Here is a 22,959-nt window from a genome sequence, read left to right on the forward strand (position 1 = left end):
CGTTACTCGCCCTTGGCCTTCGCGATGATCTCCTCGGCGACGTTCCGCGGAACCTCGGCGTAGGAGTCGAACTGCATCGAGTAGCTTGCGCGACCCGACGTCTTGCTGCGGAGGTCGCCGACGTAGCCGAACATCTCCGACAGGGGCACGAGGCCCTTGACGACGCGGGCACCGGCCCGCTCCTCCATGGCCTGGATCTGGCCACGGCGGGAGTTGATGTCGCCGATGACCTCACCCATGTAGTCCTCGGGCGTGGTGACCTCGACGGCCATCATCGGCTCGAGCAGCACGGGGCTGGCCTTGCGCGCGGCCTCCTTGAAGGCCTGCGAACCGGCGATCTTGAAGGCGAGCTCGGAGGAGTCGACCTCGTGGTAGCCACCGTCGATGAGCGTGACGCGGACGCCCGTCATCTCGTAGCCGGCGAGGATGCCGAACTGCATGGCCTCCTGCGCACCGGCGTCGACCGAAGGGATGTACTCCTTCGGGATACGGCCACCGGTCACCTTGTTCACGAACTCGTACGAGGCGTCGCCGCCCTCGATGGGCTCGATCGCGATCTGCACCTTGGCGAACTGACCGGTACCACCGGTCTGCTTCTTGTGGGTGTAGTCCACGCGCTCGACGGCCTTGCGGATCGTCTCGCGGTAGGCGACCTGCGGCTTGCCGACGTTGGCCTCGACCTTGAACTCACGGCGCATACGGTCGACCAGCACCTCGAGGTGCAGCTCGCCCATACCACCGATGATGGTCTGGCCGGTCTCCTCGTTGGTGTGCACCTGGAAGGAGGGGTCCTCCTCGGCCAGACGCTGGATCGCGACGCCCAGCTTCTCCTGGTCGCCCTTCGACTTGGGCTCGATGGCGACCTGGATGACCGGCGCCGGGAAGTCCATGGACTCCAGGATCACCGGCTGCTTGTCGTCGCACAGCGTCTCACCGGTCGTGGTCTGCTTCAGACCCATGACGGCGATGATGTCGCCGGCGCCCACCGAGTCGATCTCCTCACGCTTGTTCGCGTGCATGCGGTAGATCTTGCCGATGCGCTCCTTCTTGCCCTTGACGGAGTTCAGCACCGAGGTGCCGGACTCCAGGCGGCCCGAGTAGACCCGGACGAAGGTGAGCTTGCCGAGGTGCGGGTCGCTCATGATCTTGAACGCCAGCGCGGAGAGGGGCTCGTCCTCGGACGGCTTGCGCTTGACGACCGTCTCCGGGTCCTTGACGTCGTGGCCCTCGATGGCCTCGACGTCCAGGGGAGAGGGAAGGTAGCGCACGACCGCGTCGAGCAGGGGCTGGACGCCCTTGTTCTTGAACGCGGTGCCGCAGAACACCGGGGTGACCGTGATGTCCTGGGACTTGCCGGACACGATGGTGATACGACGGATCGCGGCGTACAGCTGCTCCACGGTGGGCTCGGTGCCCTCCAGGTACAGCTCCATGATCTCTTCGTCGTTCTCGGCCACGGACTCGAGCAGCTTGCCGCGGTACTCCTCGGCAGCCTCGGCGTGCGTGTCCGGGATGTCGACGACGTCGTACATCTCACCCTTGGTGGCCTCGGCGGACCAGACCAGGGCCTTCATCGTCACGAGGTCGACGACGCCCTTGAAGTCGGCCTCGGCACCGATCGGCAGCTGCATGACGATCGGCTGCGCGCCCAGGCGGTCGCTGATCATGTCGACGCAGCGGTGGAACTCGGCACCGGTGCGGTCGAGCTTGTTGACGAAGCAGATACGCGGAACGCCGTAGCGGTCCGCCTGACGCCACACGGTCTCGGACTGCGGCTCAACGCCGGCGACGCCGTCGAACACCGTCACGGCACCGTCGAGCACACGCAGGGAACGCTCCACCTCGACGGTGAAGTCGACGTGCCCCGGGGTGTCGATGATGTTGATGGTGTGGTCGACGTCTTCCAGCGGCCAGTGGCAGGTGGTGGCAGCAGAGGTGATCGTGATGCCACGCTCCTGCTCCTGCTCCATCCAGTCCATGGTGGCAGCGCCGTCGTGGACCTCACCGATCTTGTACGACACACCGGTGTAGAACAGGATCCGCTCGGTGGTGGTCGTCTTGCCCGCGTCGATGTGGGCCATGATCCCGATGTTGCGGACCTTGGCCAGGTCAAGTGAAGTGGTAGCCATAAGGCTTCAGTCTTCTCTCGGTCTCGATGTGGGTAGCGACTACCAGCGGTAGTGCGCGAAGGCCTTGTTGGACTCGGCCATCTTGTGCGTGTCCTCGCGCTTCTTCACAGCGGCACCCAGGCCGTTGGAGGCGTCGAGAAGCTCGTTGAGCAGACGCTCGGTCATGGTCTTCTCGCGACGGGCGCGGGAGTAACCGACCAGCCAGCGCAGCGCGAGCGTGTTGGCGCGACCGGGCTTGACCTCGATCGGAACCTGGTACGTCGCACCACCGACACGGCGGGACTTGACCTCGAGGGTCGGCTTGATGTTCTCCAGTGCGCGCTTCAGCGTGATGACCGGGTCGTTGCTGGTCTTCTCGCGCAGGCCCTCCATGGCGCCGTACACGATGCGCTCGGCGGTGGAGCGCTTGCCGTTCAGCAGCACCTTGTTGATGAGGGAGGTCACCAGAGGAGAACCGTAGACCGGGTCGATGATGACCGGGCGCTTCGGGGCGGGGCCCTTACGAGGCATTCTTACTTCTCCTTCTTGGCGCCGTAGCGGCTGCGGGCCTGCTTGCGGTTCTTGACACCCTGGGTGTCAAGGGAGCCGCGGATGATCTTGTAGCGAACACCGGGCAGGTCCTTCACACGGCCGCCGCGCACGAGCACGATGGAGTGCTCCTGCAGGTTGTGTCCCTCACCCGGAATGTAAGCGGTGACCTCGATCCCGCTGGTCAGACGCACACGCGCGACCTTACGCAGGGCCGAGTTCGGCTTCTTCGGGGTGGTCGTGAACACACGCGTGCAGACGCCACGACGCTGAGGGGAACCCTCGAGTGCGGGCGTCTTGTTCTTCTCGACCTTGTCCTGCCGGCCCTTACGGACCAGCTGCTGGATCGTAGGCACTACTTCTCCGGTTTCTGTGTGCCGAATGGTGAAGCTAACCTGGAACGTCGCCGACCCACGCGGTCGGGTGTGTCGAATCCGGCAGACTCTCGCCGCAAGGCGAAAAGGGCGCAGATTACGGTGGCCGGTGACGGCTCGCTATGCGGTTTGAAGGCACGCACGAGAGCCAGGGCACACCCCAGGCACAAGGTCTGAGCGTACCTACCTCAAGGACTTCGGTCAAAACAAATGGAGTGCACCTCGACACGCCGGGTTCCCCGCCCACCCTGATCTGATTCACCCCAGTTGTCCCGGGCGCCGGAATGATCTTCCGCCAATGGCCGGTTCGCGCTCTTCCACGCTCCGCGTCCGCGCGCTTTCTGTACGTTGATCCGTCCGTTGCGCGTAGCGGGTTCTCGGGGGCCGAACATGACGACGTGGACACCGGCGTACTCACCGGACGACGGTGGTCTGGACGACCGCGTGCCGTTCCTGGCCCGGCTGGAGAGCGAGGACCGCTCGGGGCTGCTGGCCCTCGGCCGCACCCTGGACTTCACCCCCCGCACGGTGCTGATCCGGCAGCACGAGCCGTCGGCGCACGTACTGTTCCTGGTCACCGGCTGGACGAAGGTGACCGCGTCGGCGGCCAACGGCTACGAGGCCCTGCTGGCGCTGCGCGGCCCCGGTGACGTCGTCGGCGAGTCGGCGGCGCTGACCGGGCGCTCCCGGTCGGCGACGGTCACCGCGCTGGAGCGGGTGCGGGCGGTGGCGGTGGACCGCGAGCGCTTCCGGGACTTCCTGGGCCACTCCCCCGCCGTCTCCTTCGCGCTGCTCGGCCTCACCGCGGACCGCACCCGCGCGGCCGACCGGCGCCGGCTTGAGTTCGCGTCGCTGAGCGTGCGGGAGCGCTTCGCGATCCTGCTCCTCGACCTCGCCCGCACCCACGGCCGCCGGACGCCGTCGGGCATCGAGCTGGCCGTACCGCTGAGCAAACAGGAACTCGCCGGTTCGGTGGGCGCCTCCCGCGAGATGGTGCAGCGCCTGCTGAAGGAGCTGCGCGACAAGGAAGCCGTCGCCACCGGCCGCCGCACCATGCTGATCATGCGCCCGGACATCCTCCGCCGGATCGCGGCGACGGACCCGGCGGCGGGCATCCCTTCCCCACCGGGTCCGAGAGAACCGAGAGAACACTGAACGGGCACAGACCCCTCGTTCCACCCCCGTCACGCGCGCCCCACTACGCCTTCTGTGTATCCCGTCACACTCCGAGTGGGTCATCCGCCCTCACAGGGACGCCCCTGTGGCCAGCAGGCTTCTGGTCTGCCCGGCCGACCCTCGAGAGGCGACGATGACCGACCCCGTGATCCGGACGATCCTGCTGCTGGACATCGAGAGGTTCAGTGACCGGGACGATGTGGAGCAGGCCTATCTGCGGCGGATGCTCTACGACATCACCGACCGCACGCTGGAGAGCGCGGGCATCGACGAGACGCGCCGGCTGCGGGCCGACCGCGGGGACTCGGTGATGGAGCTGATCGACGCGGGCGCCCCGGTGACCGCACTGCTGCGAGCCCTGCTCACCGAGGTGCCGGCCCAGCTGCGGACGGTCAACCGGATGGCGTCCCGCTCCGCGCAGATCCGGCTGCGCGGCGTACTGGCCACCGGCTGGGTGGCCGTCGACGAACACGACGGCTGGGTCGGTACCGACCTCAACCACGCCTGCCGCCTGCTGGACGCGAACGTGCTGCGGGCCGCCCTGCGCGAGCGCACCGGCGACTTCGCCCTGTGCGTCTCGAGCGCGCTGTACGAGGGCGTCGTACGCCACGACCACCCCGGCATCCCGGCCACCGACTTCCGCAGCGTGACCGTGGACAGCAAGAACGGCCCGCTGACGGCGTGGTTGCACGGCCCGGTGCCGTCCGCCGCCGGGACCGCGGACGCGAAAAACGTGACGGACCACCGTGGTAGGGGGGAAGGGGGGGCGCCGGGCGGATCGGGGGACCGCCCGGCGCCACGGGTGCCCATGCAGGGTGGGCCCCCCGAGGACCGCCCGGCGCCGGACGGACATCGGGGAGCCCCGGCGCCGGGTGCGGTCTTCAACTTCAACGGCGGCACGCCGTCCTTCGGCGGCAGCCTGGTCGCGGGCGACCAGCACGGCGTCAGCGGCGGCACCGTCACCGGCGACGTCAGCCTGGGCGGCAACGAACGGGGTGAGCGCGCTTGAGCACCCCGGAGCAGCCGGAGAGCGGCAGACCTGCCCCCGGAACCGCTCCGGAGGCAGGTGACTCACCCGCCCCCGAGGAGGAGCGGCCGCGCCCCGCCGAGACCGACGAGGAGCGCGACCAGCCGCAGGACGCCTGGGCCGCCCGGCGCGACCTGATCGACCACAGCCCGCGCACCATGAACGTCGGCGACCGGTCCCGCTTCGGCGGCGGCCTGGCGGGCGGTGACCAGCACGCCGTGAGCGGCGGCCGGGTCACCGGCGACGTCATCATGGGCAGCAAGACCGAGTACCACTTCGCGATACCCGGCCTCTCCGCGCCCGCCGCCGCGTCCGGCGAGGTGCCGCAGGTCACCCTGGAACGCCTGGCGCGGACCTTCGTCGCCGACGAGGAGGTCATGACCGGCCTGCTCGAACGGCTGCGCCGCGACCGCGTGCTCGTCCTGTCCGGCGCCCGCTTCACCGGCCGGCGCACCGCCGCCCTGATGCTGCTGCACCGCCTGGGCGCCGCCCCGGTGCGCACCCTGCTCCGCGACACCGACCCGAGCGCGCTCGCCGAGCGGTTCACCGCCGACGACCAGGCCCGCGGCCACGTCCTGTGCGACCTCGCCACCCGCCGCGACCGCCCCTTGCGCGAGCCGCACCTGCTCGCCGCCCGGGACCGCCTCGCCGAGCGGGACGCCTACCTGGTCGTCACCCTCGGCCCGAGTGCCGTACTGGAGGACGTGGCGGCCGTCGAGTGGCGGCCGCCCGCCGCCGCCGAGGTCCTCGCCTCGCAGCTGCGCGCCTGTACCGACGAGGTGACCGCCGAGAAGCTGCTCGGGCTCACGGCCGTGACCGAATTCCTGGCGCGCGGACACCAGTTGCGCGAGGTCACCGCCTTCGCCCGGCTGCTCGGCCGGTACGCGGCCGGGGAGGCGTCCGAACGGGCCGTCGCCGACTTCTCGTTGCTCTCGCTGGAGAACCAGGTCCAGGAGTGGTTCGAGGAGGACGAGAGCGCGATCCACCTGCGTGACAAGGCGTTCCTCGTCGCCCTGGCCGCCTTCGACGGCGGTCCCTACGCGCTCACCGCCGAACTGAGCGACCTGCTCTACCGCTTCCTCCAGGAGACCGAGAACCCCTCCCACGTCCCCGAGGTCCCGGTCTTCGGCACGCACGTCGGCAAGCGGCTCCAACTCGCCCGCGCCGAGCGGTTCGAGGACGACGAGCACACCGAGTGGGGCCCGGTGACCCAGCAGAAGGCGAGGTTTCGCGACGAGCGGTCCTCCCTCGTCCTGCTGCGCGAGGTGTGGACCGGCCACCCCTCCGCCCGGCCCGCCCTCATCCACTGGCTGCGCCGGCTCGCCGACGACGGACGTCCACTGGTGCGCACCCGCGCCGCCTCCACCGTCGCCGTCCTCGCCCGCACCGACCTGCCCTCGGCGATGGCCCTCGTCATCGAGCCCTGGGCGACCTCCAAGCGGTTCCGGCAGCGGCTCGTCGCGGTCAACGCGCTCACCCTCGCCCACCTCATCGACACACCCAACATCCCGCGCATCCTCGACGCCTGGTGCGAGGGCGACGACGCGCGGCTGCGCTGGGTGGCCGTGCGGTCGTACGGACTCATCGGCCCGGAGCGCCCGGAACAGGCGACGGCCGCGCTGCGCGGGGCGGTACGGCGACTGTACGAGGACGGTCCCGGTGACCTCGACGAGTCGATGGCCCGCGAACTCGCCGAGGCCGTGGAGCTGTTGCTGCTGTCCCCGGCCAGCGAGCGGGTCCTCGCCGAACTGCGCGACCACCTCGACGACGACCGTGCGGTCCGCGACCTCACCCTCGCCGGCTTCGTGGGCGCCTGCCGCCGCAAGGAGGGCGACGAGCGCTACGGCACCCCGCTGGTCCTCGCCTGGTACGCCCGCGCGGCGACCGCCGGGGACGCCCCGGTGCGGGACATCCCGTACCTGTGGCGGGCCGCGCTGGCCGACCCGGGCTCCACCCGGACCGCGCTCGACGTGCTGCGTGAGTGGGTGCTGATCGCCGACCGCGCCTCCGCCACCGAGTGGGCGCTGGCCGCCCTGCTGCCCACGCTCGTCACCACGGCCGCCGAGCACCAGCGGCTGAGCCATCTGCTGCGCACCATGCCCGGCGAGGACGGCAAGCCCCCGCCCTCGGTGGCGGCCCGCCTGCTGACCACGCTTCCGCACCGCTGACCCACGTCACCACCACGCCCGCGCCCGGCCGCGGGACCGCCCCAGGAGATCCGCCCATGCCCACCTTCCGCCAGCCCGAGTGGCAGCAGCAGGCCGACCGGCACTCGCAACTGGTCGACCCGGTCCTGACCGTGCGCCAGCTCACCCGCTTCGAGTTCAACCTCAAGTCGTACGTCCGTATCGACAACGCCCTGGTCTTCTCCACCTCCCAGGGCGAGTACAGGGCGTACCTGCCTCCGCTGCGGCCGACGCGGCCCGAGATCGTGGCGAACCACTACACGGCCGTGTACGAGGTCGACATGGGTGTGCACCGGCACACCTCCGACCTGCTGCTGCCCAGCGACAACGACGCGCTCGAGTTCACGGCCGAGGTCGACCTGGACTGGCAGGTGCTGGACCCGGCCCGGTTCGTGGCCACCGGGCACCGGGACGTGCCCGCGCTGCTGCTGGGCGAACTCCAGCAGGCGGCGCGGCCGGTGACCCGCCGGTTCGCCGTGGCCGACAGCGCGGCGGCGGAGGCGGAGCTGCTGGAGCGGATGCGGCTGCTCGGTCCGCTCGGCGCCACCGCCGGTCTTCAGGTCACCTGGACGCTGCGGGTGCGCCGGGACCAGGCCAACATCGAACACGAGCTGCGCAAGCAGGCCATCGGGCACTCCGCCGACGAGCAGGTCCTCGCGGCGCAGCGGGGCATGGACATCGACGTGGCGGTCGACCAGCGGGGCCGGCAGCAGGACGCGCTCCAGATCGAACGGGCCATGGCGTACGGCCAGCAGCAGCAGGTCTATCTCCTCCAGCAGCAGCAGTGGCAGCACCAGCAGGCGCTGCTGGCGGGGCAACAGCAGATGGAGTTGCAGCGGCTGGAGGCCGAGAAGATCAACTTCTACCAGTACCACCTCCAGCAGGGCGGTGTGCACGCCTGGGCGCTGCACCTGGCCCAGCACCCCGAGGACTCCGGGCTCGTCATGAACAGCATGCGTGAGGACCAACTGCGCATGATCCAGGCACAGATGGAGCTGGTGAAGCAGCTGATGGCCGGTGACGCGGCGGAGAACTGGGAGCTGGAGGGCCCCAAGCAGCTGGCCCTGCGCACGGTCAGCGACATCCTCAACCAGCGCCTGCCGGGCGTACCGCAGACGCCTCCGCCGCTGGCGCCGGGCGAGGGGCCGGCCTGCCCCCAGACCCCCGAGGAGGGGGCGCGGCAGCACACGGCGCCGGGGGCACCCGCCCCGGCCGGCTTCCCGGGGCCGTACGGCACTCCCGGCATGCCGCCGGTCCCGGGGCCCTACGGGACGCCTGCCATGCCGCCTGCCATGCCACCCGTCCCTGCTCCGTACGGAACGCCCGCCATGCCGCCCGTTCCCGGTCGGTACGGAGCGCCCGGTCCGGGCCCGTACGCCGCGCCTCCGACGGCACCACCGACCGCACCACCGACCACACCGCCGGTCGTCCCTTCGGCCGTCCCTCCGGCCGTCCCGGCACCGGACCCGCAACCGCCCGCCGCCGCCCCCGCAGCCGCTCCCCCGCCCGCACCGCCCGCACCGCCCGCCTGGGAGCCGCCGCCCGGATACGGGAGTGCTCCGACCCAGCCCGGCAAGGACCCGGAGGGCGATGGCTCATGACCGCCCCCGCCCCCGGCCCCGCGCCGACCGTGCCGCCGCCGGATCCGCCCTCCCCGGCCGACCTCGTGCCGTTGTGCGAGCGGCTCCTCAACGAGTTGCGCAACGAGGTCGCGCGGGCCGACAGCAAGGCGTCCGTGCTGGTCGCGGCGCTGGGCATGACCGCGGGTGTGTTCAGCGGCCTGCTGGCCGGGCGGAACTGGACGCCTTCGGAGCTGTCGAGCCCGGCCACGGCGCTGTGGTGGGCCGGCACCCTGTCGCTCGGCCTGTCGCTCTTCGCCCTGCTGCTCGCCGTACTGCCCCGATTCCGCTCCGGGACATGGGCACCGGGCCGCCCCCTGTCGTACTTCGGCGACATCCGGCAGGCCGTCCGGATGGGCCGGCTGGAGGAGGCGCTCGCGGACACCCGGCGCGACCCGACGACCGGGCTGACGGCCGCGCTCGCCGAGATGAGCCGTATCGCCGCACGCAAGCACCAGTGGATCCGTACCGGCCTGATCGCCTTCTGCACCGGCACGGTCCTGCTGCCCGCCTCCCTGCTGATCGGCTGACCCGCCACTCCCCACAGCACACAGCACACCGCTCGAGAAGCACGAACGTAAGGAACGACCATGACCCAGCCGCCGCCCTCCCCGTCGGAGTACCCGGGACAGCCGTACCCCGGACACCCGTACCCGCCGCAGTACCCCCAGGCCGCGCCCCAGTACCCGCAGGCAGCCCCGCAGTACCCGGCGTCCTCCGCCCCCATACCGCCCCAGTACCCGCAAGCCCCCCAGTACCAGCAGCCCGCGCAGTACCCGTTCACGCCCCCCGCCGCCGCGCCGGCCGCACCGCCGACTCCGGCCCCGCCGGCCGCGGAGGATCCGCACCACCCGCACCACATCAGCACCGACGCCCGCCGCGTCCACATCGCCGGCCAGCAGCGCCACACGGACGCCACAGCGATCGGTGCCCTGCTGCTCTACCTGCCGAACTTCCTGTGCAGTCTCTGCGTAGTCGGCCTGTTCTCCGTCTTCTTCGGCAAGCTCGCGTTCCTCGTGATCCTGCTCTGGCTCGCCAGCGGCGCACTCGTCTTCCACCGCCCCACGGAAAGCGCCCTCGCGCGCCGTCTGCTCCGTTTGCGCTACCCCACTCCACAAGAACGAGCCAAACTCGAACCGGTCTGGCGGGAAGTCACGGCTCGCGCCGGCGTCGAGGGCCGCAACTACGAACTCTGGGTCGAGGACAGCGACGCCCTGAACGCGGTCGCCGCGGCCGGCCACATCGTCGGCGTCACCCGGTTCGCCATGAACAACCTCCCCAACGGCGAACTCGCCGCCGTCCTGGCGCACGAGCTGGGCCACCACGTCGGCGGCCACGCCTGGTCCGGGCTGCTCGGCTACTGGTACGCGCTGCCCGGCCGCATCGCCTGGCGGGTCCTGAAGGCCGTCTCCTCCGTCGCCTTCCACGTCTCCAAGGCCTTCGGCTGCTTCGGCGTCGCCTTCGTCGTACTGGGCGTCGGCGGCCTCGCCGTGGCGACCATCAGCACGCTGTACGGCCTTCCGCTGCTGATCCTCGGCGTGCCCTACGCACTCGCCGCCGTCGGCCGCCGCTCCGAGCTGCGCGCCGACGAACACGCGGCCGCGCTCGGTTTCGCGCCCATGCTGGTCGGCGTACTGCACAAGCTGCACCAGCAGGAGGAGCAGGAGAAGGCCGCGGTCACCGCGCTCAACGGCGGCGTCCCCGTCGAGGAGAGCGTCCTGGCCAAGCTGCTGTCCTCGCATCCGGACCACCACACGCGGCTGCACCATCTCCAGCCGTACCTCCAGCAGTACGGCTGACACCCCGCGCACGGCCCCCAGACACGCCGAAGGGCGGCCACCCCGTAACGGGATGGCCGCCCTTCATGCTGCTCGCTTACTGGTTGTACGGACCGTAGTCGTAGTCCTCCAGCGGAACGGCCTGGCCGGAGCCGGTGCCGAACGGCGAGTAGTCGATGTCGTCGTAGCCGACGGCCGAGTACATCGCGGCCTTGGCCTCCTCGGTCGGCTCGACCCGGATGTTGCGGTAGCGGGACAGACCCGTACCGGCCGGGATGAGCTTACCGATGATGACGTTCTCCTTGAGGCCGATCAGGGAGTCGGACTTGGCGTTGATCGCCGCGTCCGTCAGGACCCTGGTCGTCTCCTGGAAGGACGCCGCCGACAGCCAGGACTCGGTCGCCAGCGAGGCCTTGGTGATACCCATGAGCTGCGGACGACCGGAGGCCGGGTGACCGCCCTCCTGGACCACACGACGGTTCTCGGTCTCGAACTTCGAGCGCTCGACCAGCTCGCCGGGCAGCAGCTCGGCGTCGCCGGACTCGATGATCGTCACACGGCGCAGCATCTGCCGGATGATGATCTCGATGTGCTTGTCGTGGATCGACACACCCTGCGAGTTGTAGACCTTCTGGACCTCGCCGACCAGGTGGACCTGGACGGCACGCTGGCCCAGGATGCGCAGCACGTCGTGCGGGTTGGTGGCACCCACGGTGAGCTTCTGGCCCACCTGGACGTGCTCGCCCTCGCTGACCAGGAGTCGGGCGCGCTTCGAGATCGGGAACGCCGTCTCGTCGCTGCCGTCGTCCGGCGTGATGACGATCTTCTTGGTCTTCTCGGTCTCCTCGATCCGGACGCGGCCGTTGGCCTCGGAGATCGGGGCGACACCCTTCGGGGTACGGGCCTCGAAGAGCTCGACGACACGCGGCAGACCCTGGGTGATGTCGTCACCGGCCACACCACCGGTGTGGAAGGTACGCATCGTCAGCTGGGTGCCGGGCTCACCGATGGACTGGGCGGCGATGATGCCGACCGCCTCACCGATGTCGACCAGCTTGCCGGTGGCCAGCGAACGGCCGTAGCACATCGCGCAGGTGCCGACCTGGGACTCGCAGGTCAGGATCGAGCGGGTCTTGACCTCCTCGACACCGTGGTGCACGAGCTGGTCGATGAGCACGTCGCCGAGGTCCACGTTGGCGGGCGCGATCACCTTGCCGTCGATGACGACTTCCTCGGCGAGCATGCGGGCGTAGACGCTGGTCTCGACATCCTCCGCCTTGCGCAGCACGCCGTCGGCGTCGCGGTTGGCGATCCGCAGCTTCAGACCGCGCTCGGTGCCGCAGTCCTCCTCGCGGATGATGACGTCCTGGGAGACGTCGACCAGACGACGGGTGAGGTAACCCGAGTCGGCGGTACGAAGGGCGGTGTCCGCCAGACCCTTACGGGCACCGTGCGTGGAGATGAAGTACTCCAGCACGGACAGGCCCTCACGGAACGACGCCTTGATCGGACGCGGGATCGTCTCGTTCTTCGCGTTCGACACCAGACCACGCATACCGGCGATCTGACGCATCTGCATCATGTTGCCTCGTGCACCCGAGTTCACCATCATGAAGATCGGGTTGGTCTTCGGGAAGTTGTCGTTCATCGCCTCGGCGACCTCGTTGGTCGCCTTGGTCCAGATCGCGATGAGCTCCTGCGTGCGCTCGTCCTTGGTGATCAGACCGCGCTCGTACTGCTTCTGGACCTTCTCGTCCTGCGCCTCGTAGCCCTTGACGATCTCCTTCTTCGCCTCGGGAACGACGACGTCGGAGATGGCGACGGTGACGCCGGAACGGGTGGCCCAGTAGAAGCCGGCCGCCTTCAGGTTGTCGAGCGTCGCCGCCACGATGACCTTCGGGTAGCGCTCGGCGAGGTCGTTGACGATCTCGGAGAGCTGCTTCTTGCCGACCTCGTAGTCGACGAACGGGTAGTCCTCGGGCAGCAGCTCGTTGAAGAGCGCACGGCCGAGCGTGGTCTTCAGACGGAAGCTGTCACCCTGCTGCCACTCGGGCTCGCCCTCCTCGCGGGCCGGCGGGGTCCAGCCGCGCGGCGGGATGGTGCCCACCGGGAAGCGGATGTCGACCGGCGCCTGGAGCGAGAGCTCGCCGGCGTCGAAGGCCATGATCGCCTCGGCGACGGCCGCGAAGGAGCGGCCCTCACCCTTGACGTCGCGCCCCTCGGCGTCGGTGGTGAGGAAGAACGTACCGAGGACCATGTCCTGGGTCGGCATCGTCACCGGACGGCCGTCGGCGGGCTTGAGGATGTTGTTCGAGGACAGCATCAGGATGCGGGCCTCGGCCTGCGCCTCCGCGGACAGCGGCAGGTGCACGGCCATCTGGTCACCGTCGAAGTCCGCGTTGAACGCGGTGCAGACGAGCGGGTGGATCTGGATGGCCTTGCCCTCGACCAGCTGCGGCTCGAAGGCCTGGATGCCGAGGCGGTGCAGGGTGGGCGCACGGTTCAGCAGCACCGGGTGCTCGGCGATGACCTCTTCGAGGACGTCGTACACGACGGTGCGGCCGCGCTCCACCATGCGCTTGGCGCTCTTGATGTTCTGCGCGTGGTTCAGGTCGACCAGGCGCTTCATCACGAACGGCTTGAAGAGCTCCAGCGCCATCGCCTTGGGCAGACCGCACTGGTGCAGCTTCAGCTGCGGACCGACGACGATCACGGAACGCGCGGAGTAGTCCACACGCTTACCGAGCAGGTTCTGACGGAATCGACCCTGCTTGCCCTTGAGCATGTCGCTGAGGGACTTCAGCGGACGGTTGCCGGGGCCCGTGACGGGGCGACCGCGACGGCCGTTGTCGAACAGCGCGTCGACGGCCTCCTGGAGCATGCGCTTCTCGTTGTTCACGATGATCTCGGGCGCGCCGAGGTCGAGAAGCCGCTTCAATCGGTTGTTGCGGTTGATCACACGGCGGTACAGGTCGTTCAGGTCGGAGGTCGCGAAGCGGCCACCGTCCAGCTGCACCATCGGACGCAGGTCCGGCGGGATGACCGGCACGCAGTCGAGCACCATGCCCTTGGGGCTGTTGGAGGTTTGCAGGAAGGCAGACACGACCTTCAGCCGCTTCAGGGCGCGGGTCTTCTTCTGGCCCTTGCCGGTACGGATGATCTCGCGGAGCCTCTCGGCCTCCTCCTCGAGGTCGAAGGACTCCAGGCGCTTCTGAAGCGCCGCGGCACCCATCGAGCCGTCGAAGTACGTGCCGAAGCGGTCACGCAGCTCGCGGTAGAGCAGCTCGTCGCCCTCGAGGTCCTGGACCTTGAGGTTCTTGAACCGGGTCCACACCTCGTCGAGGCGGTCGATCTCGCGCTGCGAACGGTCGCGCAGCTGCTTCATCTCGCGCTCGGCACCCTCGCGCACCTTGCGGCGCACATCGGCCTTGGCACCCTCGGCCTCGAGTTCGGCCAGGTCGGACTCGAGCTTCTTGGCGCGGGCCTCCAGGTCGGCGTCGCGACGGTTCTCGACCTGCTGGCGCTCCACGGAGACGTGCGCCTCCAGGGAGGGCAGGTCGCGGGTACGGCGCTCCTCGTCGACGTACGTGATCATGTACGCGGCGAAGTAGATGACCTTCTCGAGGTCCTTGGGAGCCAGGTCGAGCAGGTAGCCCAGACGGCTCGGGACACCCTTGAAGTACCAGATGTGCGTGACGGGCGCGGCGAGCTCGATGTGGCCCATCCGCTCACGGCGCACCTTGGCGCGCGTGACCTCGACGCCACAGCGCTCGCAGATGATGCCCTTGAAGCGGACGCGCTTGTACTTGCCGCAGTAGCACTCCCAGTCCCGGGTGGGGCCGAAGATCTTCTCGCAGAAGAGCCCGTCCTTTTCCGGCTTGAGGGTGCGGTAGTTGATGGTCTCGGGCTTCTTGACCTCGCCGTGGCTCCACTGACGAATGTCGTCAGCGGTGGCCAGGCCGATCCGGAGCTCGTCGAAGAAGTTGACGTCGAGCACTATGCGTCAATCCCTCTCAGGGTCGTAAGTCTTTGGTCTGAAACGGGGGCCTGGGGGTCGGCGGGGCCCTTGTGGGTCAGGGCCCCGCCGGACTCCCGTCAGACCTCTTCGACGCTGCTCGGCTCGCGCCGGGACAGGTCGATGCCGAGCTCCTCCGCAGCGCGGAAGACATCCTCGTCGGTGTCACGCATTTCGATGGACATACCGTCGCTGGACAGCACCTCCACGTTCAGGCAGAGCGACTGCATCTCCTTGATGAGCACCTTGAAGGACTCGGGGATGCCGGGCTCGGGGATGTTCTCGCCCTTGACGATGGCCTCGTAGACCTTCACGCGGCCGGTGACGTCGTCGGACTTGATGGTCAGCAGCTCCTGGAGCGCGTAGGCGGCGCCGTAGGCCTCGAGGGCCCACACCTCCATCTCGCCGAAGCGCTGGCCACCGAACTGGGCCTTACCACCCAGCGGCTGCTGGGTGATCATCGAGTACGGGCCGGTCGAGCGGGCGTGCAGCTTGTCGTCGACCAGGTGGTGCAGCTTGAGGATGTACATGTACCCGATGGAGATCGGGTCCGGGAACGGCTCGCCGGAGCGGCCGTCGAACAGCCTCGCCTTACCGGTCGGCTGCACCATGCGCTCGCCGTCGCGGTTCGGGATGGTGTGCTGGAGCAGACCCGCGAGCTCGTCCTCGCGCGCACCGTCGAAGACGGGGGTCGCGACGTTCGTGCCGGGGTCGACCTGGTCGGCGCCGATCGCCTGGAGGCGCTGCGCCCACTCCTCGCCGAGGCCGGAGACGTCCCAGCCGCGGCTGGCGAGCCAGCCGAGGTGGATCTCCAGAACCTGTCCCGGGTTCATTCGGGACGGCACACCCAGCGGGTTGAGGATGATGTCGACCGGGGTCCCGTCCTCGAGGAACGGCATGTCCTCGATGGGCAGGATCTTGGAGATGACACCCTTGTTGCCGTGGCGGCCGGCGAGCTTGTCACCGTCGGTGATCTTGCGCTTCTGCGCGACGTAGACGCGCACCAGCTGGTTCACACCGGGGGGAAGCTCGTCGCCCTCCTCGCGGTCGAAGACGCGGACGCCGATGACCTTGCCGGTCTCGCCGTGCGGCACCTTCAGCGAGGTGTCACGGACCTCACGGGCCTTCTCACCGAAGATCGCGCGCAGCAGGCGCTCCTCGGGGGTCAGCTCGGTCTCGCCCTTCGGGGTCACCTTGCCGACGAGGATGTCGCCGGCGATGACCTCGGCGCCGATGCGGATGATGCCGCGCTCGTCGAGGTCGGCGAGGACCTCCTCGGAGACGTTCGGGATGTCCCGGGTGATCTCCTCGGGGCCGAGCTTGGTGTCACGGGCGTCGACCTCGTGCTCCTCGATGTGGATCGAGGAGAGGACGTCGTCCTGCACGAGGCGCTGCGACAGGATGATCGCGTCCTCGTAGTTGTGACCCTCCCACGGCATGAACGCCACGAGCAGGTTCTTGCCGAGGGCCATCTCGCCGTTCTGGGTGGCCGGACCGTCGGCCAGCACCTGGCCGGTGATGATGCGGTCGCCCTCGTTGACGATGACCTTCTGGTTGACCGAGGTGCCCTGGTTGGACCGGGAGAACTTGGCCAGGCGGTACGTGATGTACGTGCCGTCGTCGTTGGCGGTGGTGATGTAGTCCGCGGAGACCTCCTGGACCACACCGTCCTTCTCGGCCTTGACCACGTCGCCGGCGTCGACGGCGGAGCGGTACTCCATGCCGGTGCCGACGAGCGGGGACTCGCTCTTGATCAGCGGCACGGCCTGCCGCATCATGTTCGCGCCCATGAGGGCACGGTTGGCGTCGTCGTGCTCGAGGAACGGGATCATGGCGGTCGCGACCGACACCATCTGGCGCGGCGAGACGTCCATGTAGTCCACGTCGTCACCGGCGACGTAGTCGACCTCGCCACCACGACGGCGGACCAGGACGCGGTTCTCGGTGAACCGCAGGTCGTCGTTGAGGGTGGCGTTGGCCTGCGCGATGACGAAGCGGTCCTCCTCGTCGGCGGTCAGGTAGTCCACCTCGTCGGTGACCTGGCCGTCGACGACCTTGCGGTACGGGGTCTCGACGAAACCGAACGCGTTGACCCGGCCGTACGAGGCGAGCGAGCCGATCAGACCGATGTTCGGGCCTTCCGGCGTCTCGATCGGGCACATGCGGCCGTAGTGCGAGGGGTGCACGTCACGGACCTCGAAGCCGGCCCGCTCACGGGAGAGACCACCCGGGCCGAGCGCGGACAGACGACGCTTGTGCGTCAGCCCGGACAGCGGGTTGTTCTGGTCCATGAACTGGGACAGCTGGCTGGTGCCGAAGAACTCCTTGATGGAGGCGACGACCGGCCGGATGTTGATCAGGGTCTGCGGCGTGATCGCCTCGACGTCCTGCGTGGTCATGCGCTCACGCACGACGCGCTCCATACGGGCCAGACCCGTACGGACCTGGTTCTGGATGAGCTCGCCGACGCTGCGCAGACGACGGTTGCCGAAGTGGTCGATGTCGTCGGTCTCGACGACGATCATCTGGCCGTTGTCGGCGCTCGTCTCGGTCTCGCCGGCGTGCAGCTTCACCAGGTACTTGATCGTCGAGATGACGTCCTCGACGGTCAGGACGCCCGCGTCGAGCGGCGCGTCCGCACCCAGCTTCTTGTTGACCTTGTAGCGGCCGACCTTGGCGAGGTCGTAGCGCTTCGGGTTGAAGTACAGGTTCTCGAGCAGCGTCTGCGCGGCCTCACGCGTGGGGGGCTCGCCCGGACGCAGCTTGCGGTAGATGTCGAGCAGCGCGTCGTCCTGGCCCTGGGTGTGGTCCTTCTCCAGGGTGGCGCGCATGGACTCGTACTCGCCGAACTCCTCGAGGATCTGCTCGGTGGTCCAGCCGAGCGCCTTCAGGAGGACGGTCACGGACTGCTTGCGCTTGCGGTCGATGCGGACACCGACCATGTCGCGCTTGTCGATCTCCAGCTCCAGCCAGGCACCCCGGGACGGGATGACCTTGGCCGAGAAGATGTCCTTGTCGGACGTCTTGTCGATGCTGGAGTCGAAGTAGACACCCGGCGAACGGACCAGCTGCGACACCACGACACGCTCGGTGCCGTTGATGACGAAGGTGCCCTTGTTCGTCATGAGCGGGAAGTCGCCCATGAAGACGGTCTGGGACTTGATCTCGCCGGTCTCGTTGTTGGTGAACTCGGCCGTCACGAACAGGGGCGCGGCGTACGTGAAGTCGCGCTCCTTGCACTCGTCGATCGAGTTCTTCGGCGGCTCGAAGCGGTGGTCACGGAAGGTCAGCGACATCGACCCGGAGAAGTCCTCGATCGGGGAGATCTCCTCGAAGATCTCCTCGAGACCGGACTTGGTGGGGACGTCCTGACCGTTCTCCAGAGCCTCCTCGACCCGACTCTGCCAAGCGGTGTTACCGAGCAGCCAGTCGAAGCTCTCGGTCTGCAGCGCGAGCAGGTTCGGAACCTCGAGAGGCTCCTTGATCTTTGCAAAGGAAATGCGCAGCGGGGCGGTGCTGGCGCCGTTGTTCGTATTCGCGGTCGAGGCGTTGCGCGAGGCGGCCAAGAGGGGGTCCTTCCGAGGGCTCGGACTCACTACGCGCGTACCGGCCCCTCTCCCACGCATCGAGACAGACTGTGCCCAAGTGGCCAAAGGGCCAGGTCAGGGAACATTCGTCGTCGATGCTCGAGTGAGGGCAGACCCCTGGTGACGGGCAGGGGACAGCTAACAGGCAGCGCAAAGGGTCAGTGTAGCCACTTGGCCCACTGATGTCCAGTGCGGGTTTCTTGAGACCCTCGCCGTGCTCACCGCTCTTCCCAACGCCCTCGGCATGCCTGCCCTCAACGCACGTTGATACTGCCCTCTTCGCCGTCGATCCATGCCTCGGATTCGGATCCTTGTGACGACGCGTCCTGAGAATTGCGCGCTGCGTGCGGTTCGTCAAGGCCCCCTGGCCCGAACCGGGGTACCCGGGGACAAGACGAAGATCACCTTACCCCTCGCCATCACAGGTGCAAGGTAACCGTGGCCGGACCCCGGAAACGCCGAAGAGCGACCACCCGGATGGATGATCGCTCCTCGGTGCGTGACCGTTACAGCCCTACGGGACTGTTTCGGCCCTCGCTACGGTCTTGCCGACCGCGAAGGTGTTACTTGACCTCAACGGAGGCGCCGGCACCCTTGAGGGCCTCGGCGGCCTTCTCCGCGGCGTCCTTGGCGACCTTCTCGAGAACGGGCTTCGGGGCGCCGTCCACGAGGTCCTTGGCCTCCTTCAGACCCAGGGAGGTCAGCTCACGCACGACCTTGATGACCTGGATCTTCTTGTCGCCGGCGCCGGTGAGGACGACGTCGAACTCGTCCTTCTCCTCCGGGGCCTCGGCGGTGGCGACCGGGCCGACGGGGGCGGCGGCGACCGCGGCGGCGGCGGTGACGTCGAACTTCTCCTCGAACGCCTTCACGAACTCGGAGAGCTGGATGAGGGTCATGCCCTCGAACTCGGCGAGCAGTTCGTCCTGGGTGAGAGCCACGATGGCTTTCCTTCCACTAAATCTCGGCTGGTGCCGGATGTACATGTCTGGCGGGCGTACGTTCGGCCCGCTACGACCTCTGCCTCAGGCGGGAAGCCTCAGGCGGCGGTCATTTCGCGAGCCGAGTTACTCGGCACCGCCCTGCTCGTCCTGCTTGGCGCGAAGCGCGTCCACGGTGCGGACGAGCTTCGACGGGAGCGCCTGGAAGAGCTGAGCAGCCTGCGTCTGCTTGCCCTTCATGGCACCCGCCAGCTTGGCGAGCAGAACCTCGCGGGACTCGAGGTCCGCAAGCTTCTTGATCTCGTCGGCGGACAGCGCCTTGCCGTCAAGGACACCGCCCTTGATGACGAGATTCGGGTTGTCCTTGGCGAAGTCACGGAGACCCTTCGCCGACGTCACCGGGTCACCGGTGACGAAGGCGACAGCCGTCGGACCGTTGAACAGGTCGTCCAGCGTGGTGATCCCGGCCTCGTTGGCCGCAATCTTGGTCAGCGTGTTCTTCACCACGGCGTACTGGGCGTTCTCACCGAGCGACCGGCGCAGCGTCTTGAGCTGCGCCACGGTGAGACCGCGGTACTCGGTCAGCACGGCAGCGCTGGAGTTGCGGAACTGCTCCGTCAACTCGGCCACTGCGGCAGCCTTGTCGGGCCTCGCCATAGAGCCTCGGCCTCCTTCCGGGTGATTCTGACCGCGCGGACCCGAAGGAGGACTGGGGAAAACGAAACGCCCCGGCGCAGGGGCACGGGGCGGACTCAACCGGGCGCATGAGCGGGGACGCACCTGCTCCGGGAGTTCTTCCACGGTCACCTGCGCGGGTCGCCCGCATTTCAGCGGATCCTTCGGCCACCGCGCCCTCCTGCGAGTGCACGGCAACGACCAGCGGTCTTTGGCTTCTGTAGGAGAGTACGTGAACGGACCGCGGCCAAGCAAATCCGCCCGTTCGGGTCCGTTCGGCCCGGCCTTCCCCGCGTGATCAGCCCTTGACCGGCTTGAGCCGCTTGGTGAGGTCCGAGGTGTCGGAGGGGGCCGGGGCCTCGACCGTCACCCGCTTGTCGTAGGCGAGGAAGGTGAGGGTGAGGTCGAGTTCGCCATGGCGTCCCATGCCCCGCAGCCGCACCTGCCGGGCGCGGTCGTCGGGGCCGACCCACAGATCCAGGGTGAGCGCGTCTACGCCCATCGTCCGGTACGGCCTGAGGCTCTTGCCGGGCTTCACCTCGGCGTCGATCGCGTCGAGGCCGGCCGTGCCGGTGTAGTGGGTGGTGCGCACGCCGTCGACGGTCTCGGCGCCGGCGTCCTTCACGTCCTTCGCGGCGGTCAGGAAGGCGGCCTCCCTGGCCGGGTTCCGGCCGGTCTCGTCCCGCTCGTTCCTGGTGTTCAGGACCAGGAAGTCGTCGAGCTTGCCGCGCTCCAGGGAGCCGTAGCAGATCCAGTGCTTGCCGTGCAGGGGCTTGGCGGTGCCGTACAGCATCCCGTCCACGAGCCGCATCTCTCCGGTGCCGGGGTGTTCTCCGCCGGTCACCCGCGTCTTCACGCTGCTGGCGTTCGCCCGGTAGGAGCCCTCGGCCCGGATGCGGCCCTCCCCCGGTATGCGGCCGGTCGCCCGGTAGCGCAGGGAGGTGAGCCCGGCGGTCTTCTCGGCGGCCCGGGCGACGGCCGCGGCGGGCGTCGCCGGGGCCGCCGACGGGTCGTCCCCCCGGGTGCAGCCGGCGGCGCCCCCGGCCAGCAGTACGGCGGCGAGCGCGGCGGCGCCGGCGGACGGTCTCATGGGGTGCGGGTCAGGAGGTGGTGCCGCTGCCCGCCACGGTCCCGGCGGACTTCATGAGGTCCTTGAAGTCCTTGGTGTCACTGGCCGGGGGCTCCTCGGCGGTGACCTTCACGCCGTAGTCGCTGTAGTACGCCGTGCTGGTCATCGGGCCGGTCGCCATGTCAGCCTTCTCGATCTTCTTGACCAGCAGGTTCTGGTCGTTGACCCAGATGTCGACGGTGTCCGTGGTGACGCCTGCCTGCTTGAGCTGCTTCTTCAGGTCGGCGAGCTGGGAGGCACTGAGGTTGCTGCTCTTGCCGGCGAGGTCGGCGACGTTCACGGTGCCCGAGTAGTGCGTGGTCTGCACCCCGGCCATCTTCTCCTGGCCGACCTTCTTCACGTCGCCGGAGGCCAGCAGCATCTTCACCGACTGGTTCGGCGTGGTGTTCTGCATCTGGTCCTTGAGGTACGCGCCCGAGCCGCCGGCGAGCTTGGCGATGTCGTCGTACGCGTACTTGATCCAGTGCTTGCCACCGAACGACGCGGCGAACTTCTCGCTCATCTTCGCGTAGTAGGCGTCCGGCAGATAGCGGGCCTCCATCGACGTCGAGCCGGCCTTGCGCATCGCGTCGGCCATCTGGCCGCCGGTGTACGTGATGGTGAGGTCGCCCCGCAAGCCATCGCCCCAGGAGAGGGCGCCGTTGGCCGTCATGGACATCATGCCGCCGATGGACGTGGTGGAGCGGACCTTGGCCGACTCGGCCTTGTCGGTGGACTTCTCGGCGGAGAGCAGGGCGGCGACGGGGCTGAGGTGCGTGACGCCGTTGCCGCCCGCCTTGTCGCCCTTTCCGGAGCTCCCGTTGTCGGTGCCGCAGGCGGCCACCCCGGTGAGCGCGGTCAGCACCGCGACGGAAAGGGTCACCCGGCGCACGGTCGTGCTCTTCATCTCGTCCCACCCCTAAGCGAGTTGTGTGCCAGCACCGTAACCCAGGCCACTGACAGTCGTACGGAAGGCCGCACAAAGAAAGGACGGGCCCCGCACCTCGAAAGGTTGCGGGGCCCGCCCCTTTTTTGTCACGTCCCTGACGCGGCTACCGGGGTGAGCGCGAGGCTCAGACGGCGGCCGGGTCCTCCTCGACGAGGAGGTTGCGGGTGCGGTTCGGGTCGACCGGGATGCCGGGGCCGATCGTGCTGCTGATCGCGGCCTTCTTGATGTAGCGACCCTTGGCGGCGGACGGCTTCAGACGGAGGATCTCCTCCAGCGCGGCGCCGTAGTTCTCCACCAGCTTGCTGTCGTCGAAGGACACCTTGCCGATGATGAAGTGCAGGTTCGAGTGCTTGTCGACGCGGAACTCGATCTTGCCGCCCTTGATGTCGGTGACGGCCTTGGCGACGTCGGGGGTGACGGTGCCGGTCTTCGGGTTCGGCATCAGACCACGGGGGCCGAGGACGCGGCCGAGGCGGCCGACCTTGCCCATGAGGTCCGGGGTGGCGACGACGGCGTCGAAGTCCAGACGGCCCTTCGAGACCTCGTCGATCAGCTCGTCGGAGCCGACGATGTCGGCGCCCGCGGCCTCCGCGGCCGCAGCACGGTCACCGGTCGCGAAGACCAGGACCCGGGCAGTCTTGCCGGTGCCGTGCGGCAGGTTCACGGTGCCACGGACCATCTGGTCGGCCTTGCGCGGGTCGACACCCAGACGGAAGGCGACCTCGACGGTGCCGTCGAACTTGGTCGTGGAGGTCTCCTTGGCGAGACGGACGGCCTCGAGCGGGGCGTAGAGCTTCTCCCGGTCGACCTTGGCGTCCGCAGCGCGGAGGGCCTTGCTGCGCTTGCTCACAACTGCTCCTGTGTGTT

General features: G+C 68.8%; 16 protein-coding genes. 6 read left to right on the forward strand and 10 right to left on the reverse strand.

Annotated elements, in window-relative coordinates:
- Positions 1-2: 2 nt before the first annotated feature.
- Genes fusA through rpsL form a run of 3 tightly spaced genes read right to left on the reverse strand, consistent with a single transcriptional unit; the run spans position 3 to position 3,013 of the window.
- On the reverse strand, positions 3-2,129 hold the full coding sequence (gene fusA / locus ABZ915_RS28305; protein ID WP_361808942.1) for an elongation factor G: 2,127 nt from the start codon (positions 2,127-2,129) through the stop codon (positions 3-5).
- 39 nt (positions 2,130-2,168) lie between these two features.
- On the reverse strand, positions 2,169-2,639 hold the full coding sequence (gene rpsG, locus ABZ915_RS28310) for a 30S ribosomal protein S7 (protein WP_005481264.1): 471 nt from the start codon (positions 2,637-2,639) through the stop codon (positions 2,169-2,171).
- Between the two features lie 2 nt (positions 2,640-2,641).
- Entirely contained in the window at positions 2,642-3,013 is a 372-nt protein-coding gene (gene rpsL, locus ABZ915_RS28315; protein WP_003948652.1) for a 30S ribosomal protein S12, read from the reverse strand.
- 408 nt (positions 3,014-3,421) lie between these two features.
- Here rpsL and ABZ915_RS28320 point away from each other — a divergent pair, with 408 nt between their 5' ends.
- The 6 genes from ABZ915_RS28320 to ABZ915_RS28345 all read left to right on the forward strand — a co-directional run bounded on the left by ABZ915_RS28320 (position 3,422) and on the right by ABZ915_RS28345 (position 10,838).
- Positions 3,422-4,186 carry a Crp/Fnr family transcriptional regulator gene (locus tag ABZ915_RS28320; protein ID WP_361808945.1) on the forward strand — a complete coding sequence of 255 codons (765 nt, stop codon included), beginning with the start codon at positions 3,422-3,424 and terminating at the stop codon, positions 4,184-4,186.
- A 154-nt stretch (positions 4,187-4,340) separates the two neighbouring features.
- Positions 4,341-5,216, forward strand: a complete 876-nt coding sequence (locus ABZ915_RS28325) for a hypothetical protein (protein ID WP_361809112.1) — start codon at positions 4,341-4,343, stop codon at positions 5,214-5,216.
- Positions 5,213-7,402 (forward strand): hypothetical protein, encoded by a 2,190-nt coding sequence (locus ABZ915_RS28330; protein ID WP_361808948.1) that lies wholly within the window; start codon positions 5,213-5,215, stop codon positions 7,400-7,402. The genes ABZ915_RS28325 and ABZ915_RS28330 overlap by 4 nt, the downstream gene beginning before the upstream one ends.
- Before the next feature lie 56 nt (positions 7,403-7,458).
- Positions 7,459-9,021: a hypothetical protein gene (locus ABZ915_RS28335; protein WP_361808951.1), complete on the forward strand. Its 1,563-nt coding sequence runs from the start codon at positions 7,459-7,461 to the stop codon at positions 9,019-9,021.
- Positions 9,018-9,569, forward strand: coding sequence for a Pycsar system effector family protein (locus tag ABZ915_RS28340; RefSeq protein WP_361808954.1), 552 nt, complete (start codon positions 9,018-9,020; stop codon positions 9,567-9,569). Before ABZ915_RS28335 ends, ABZ915_RS28340 begins: the two co-directional genes overlap by 4 nt.
- 60 nt (positions 9,570-9,629) lie before the next feature.
- On the forward strand, positions 9,630-10,838 hold the full coding sequence (locus ABZ915_RS28345) for a M48 family metalloprotease (protein ID WP_361808957.1): 1,209 nt from the start codon (positions 9,630-9,632) through the stop codon (positions 10,836-10,838).
- 76 nt (positions 10,839-10,914) lie between these two features.
- Here the strand turns inward: ABZ915_RS28345 and ABZ915_RS28350 are convergent, their stop codons facing one another.
- From ABZ915_RS28350 to rplA, 7 genes are all read right to left on the reverse strand, one after another.
- A complete protein-coding gene (locus ABZ915_RS28350) occupies positions 10,915-14,814 on the reverse strand; it encodes a DNA-directed RNA polymerase subunit beta' (protein ID WP_361808960.1) in 3,900 nt (1,299 codons plus the stop codon).
- 98 nt (positions 14,815-14,912) lie between these two features.
- Positions 14,913-18,398 carry a DNA-directed RNA polymerase subunit beta gene (gene rpoB / locus ABZ915_RS28355; protein ID WP_361808963.1) on the reverse strand — a complete coding sequence of 1,162 codons (3,486 nt, stop codon included), beginning with the start codon at positions 18,396-18,398 and terminating at the stop codon, positions 14,913-14,915.
- 584 nt (positions 18,399-18,982) lie between these two features.
- Positions 18,983-19,363, reverse strand: coding sequence for a 50S ribosomal protein L7/L12 (rplL, locus tag ABZ915_RS28360; protein WP_361809115.1), 381 nt, complete (start codon positions 19,361-19,363; stop codon positions 18,983-18,985).
- A 123-nt stretch (positions 19,364-19,486) separates the two neighbouring features.
- Positions 19,487-20,017, reverse strand: a complete 531-nt coding sequence (gene rplJ / locus ABZ915_RS28365) for a 50S ribosomal protein L10 (protein ID WP_361808966.1) — start codon at positions 20,015-20,017, stop codon at positions 19,487-19,489.
- Between the two features lie 316 nt (positions 20,018-20,333).
- The gene (locus ABZ915_RS28370) at positions 20,334-21,125 is read right to left on the reverse strand and encodes an LppX_LprAFG lipoprotein (protein ID WP_361808969.1); all 792 of its coding nucleotides are present in this window, start codon (positions 21,123-21,125) and stop codon (positions 20,334-20,336) included.
- A 10-nt stretch (positions 21,126-21,135) separates the two neighbouring features.
- Positions 21,136-22,050 carry a hypothetical protein gene (locus tag ABZ915_RS28375; protein WP_361808972.1) on the reverse strand — a complete coding sequence of 305 codons (915 nt, stop codon included), beginning with the start codon at positions 22,048-22,050 and terminating at the stop codon, positions 21,136-21,138.
- A 166-nt stretch (positions 22,051-22,216) separates the two neighbouring features.
- A complete protein-coding gene (gene rplA / locus ABZ915_RS28380; RefSeq protein WP_361455622.1) occupies positions 22,217-22,942 on the reverse strand; it encodes a 50S ribosomal protein L1 in 726 nt (241 codons plus the stop codon).
- Between the last annotated feature and the right edge of the window lie 17 nt (positions 22,943-22,959).

The organism is Streptomyces sp. NPDC046915 (genome assembly GCF_040644935.1).
Taxonomy (GTDB): Bacteria; Actinomycetota; Actinomycetes; order Streptomycetales; family Streptomycetaceae; genus Streptomyces.

What these genes read in the sequence shown, in the direction of transcription:
- ABZ915_RS28370 (WP_361808969.1), bottom strand. Translation starts at nt 21,125, where the DNA reads ATGAGACCGTCCGCCGGCGCCGCCGCGCTCGCCGCCGTACTGCTGGCC.
- ABZ915_RS28325 (WP_361809112.1), top strand. Translation starts at nt 4,341, where the DNA reads ATGACCGACCCCGTGATCCGGACGATCCTGCTGCTGGACATCGAGAGG.
- fusA (WP_361808942.1), bottom strand. Translation starts at nt 2,129, where the DNA reads ATGGCTACCACTTCACTTGACCTGGCCAAGGTCCGCAACATCGGGATC.
- ABZ915_RS28345 (WP_361808957.1), top strand. Translation starts at nt 9,630, where the DNA reads ATGACCCAGCCGCCGCCCTCCCCGTCGGAGTACCCGGGACAGCCGTAC.
- ABZ915_RS28375 (WP_361808972.1), bottom strand. Translation starts at nt 22,050, where the DNA reads ATGAAGAGCACGACCGTGCGCCGGGTGACCCTTTCCGTCGCGGTGCTG.
- ABZ915_RS28335 (WP_361808951.1), top strand. Translation starts at nt 7,459, where the DNA reads ATGCCCACCTTCCGCCAGCCCGAGTGGCAGCAGCAGGCCGACCGGCAC.
- rpsG (WP_005481264.1), bottom strand. Translation starts at nt 2,639, where the DNA reads ATGCCTCGTAAGGGCCCCGCCCCGAAGCGCCCGGTCATCATCGACCCG.
- ABZ915_RS28340 (WP_361808954.1), top strand. Translation starts at nt 9,018, where the DNA reads ATGACCGCCCCCGCCCCCGGCCCCGCGCCGACCGTGCCGCCGCCGGAT.
- ABZ915_RS28320 (WP_361808945.1), top strand. Translation starts at nt 3,422, where the DNA reads ATGACGACGTGGACACCGGCGTACTCACCGGACGACGGTGGTCTGGAC.
- rplJ (WP_361808966.1), bottom strand. Translation starts at nt 20,017, where the DNA reads ATGGCGAGGCCCGACAAGGCTGCCGCAGTGGCCGAGTTGACGGAGCAG.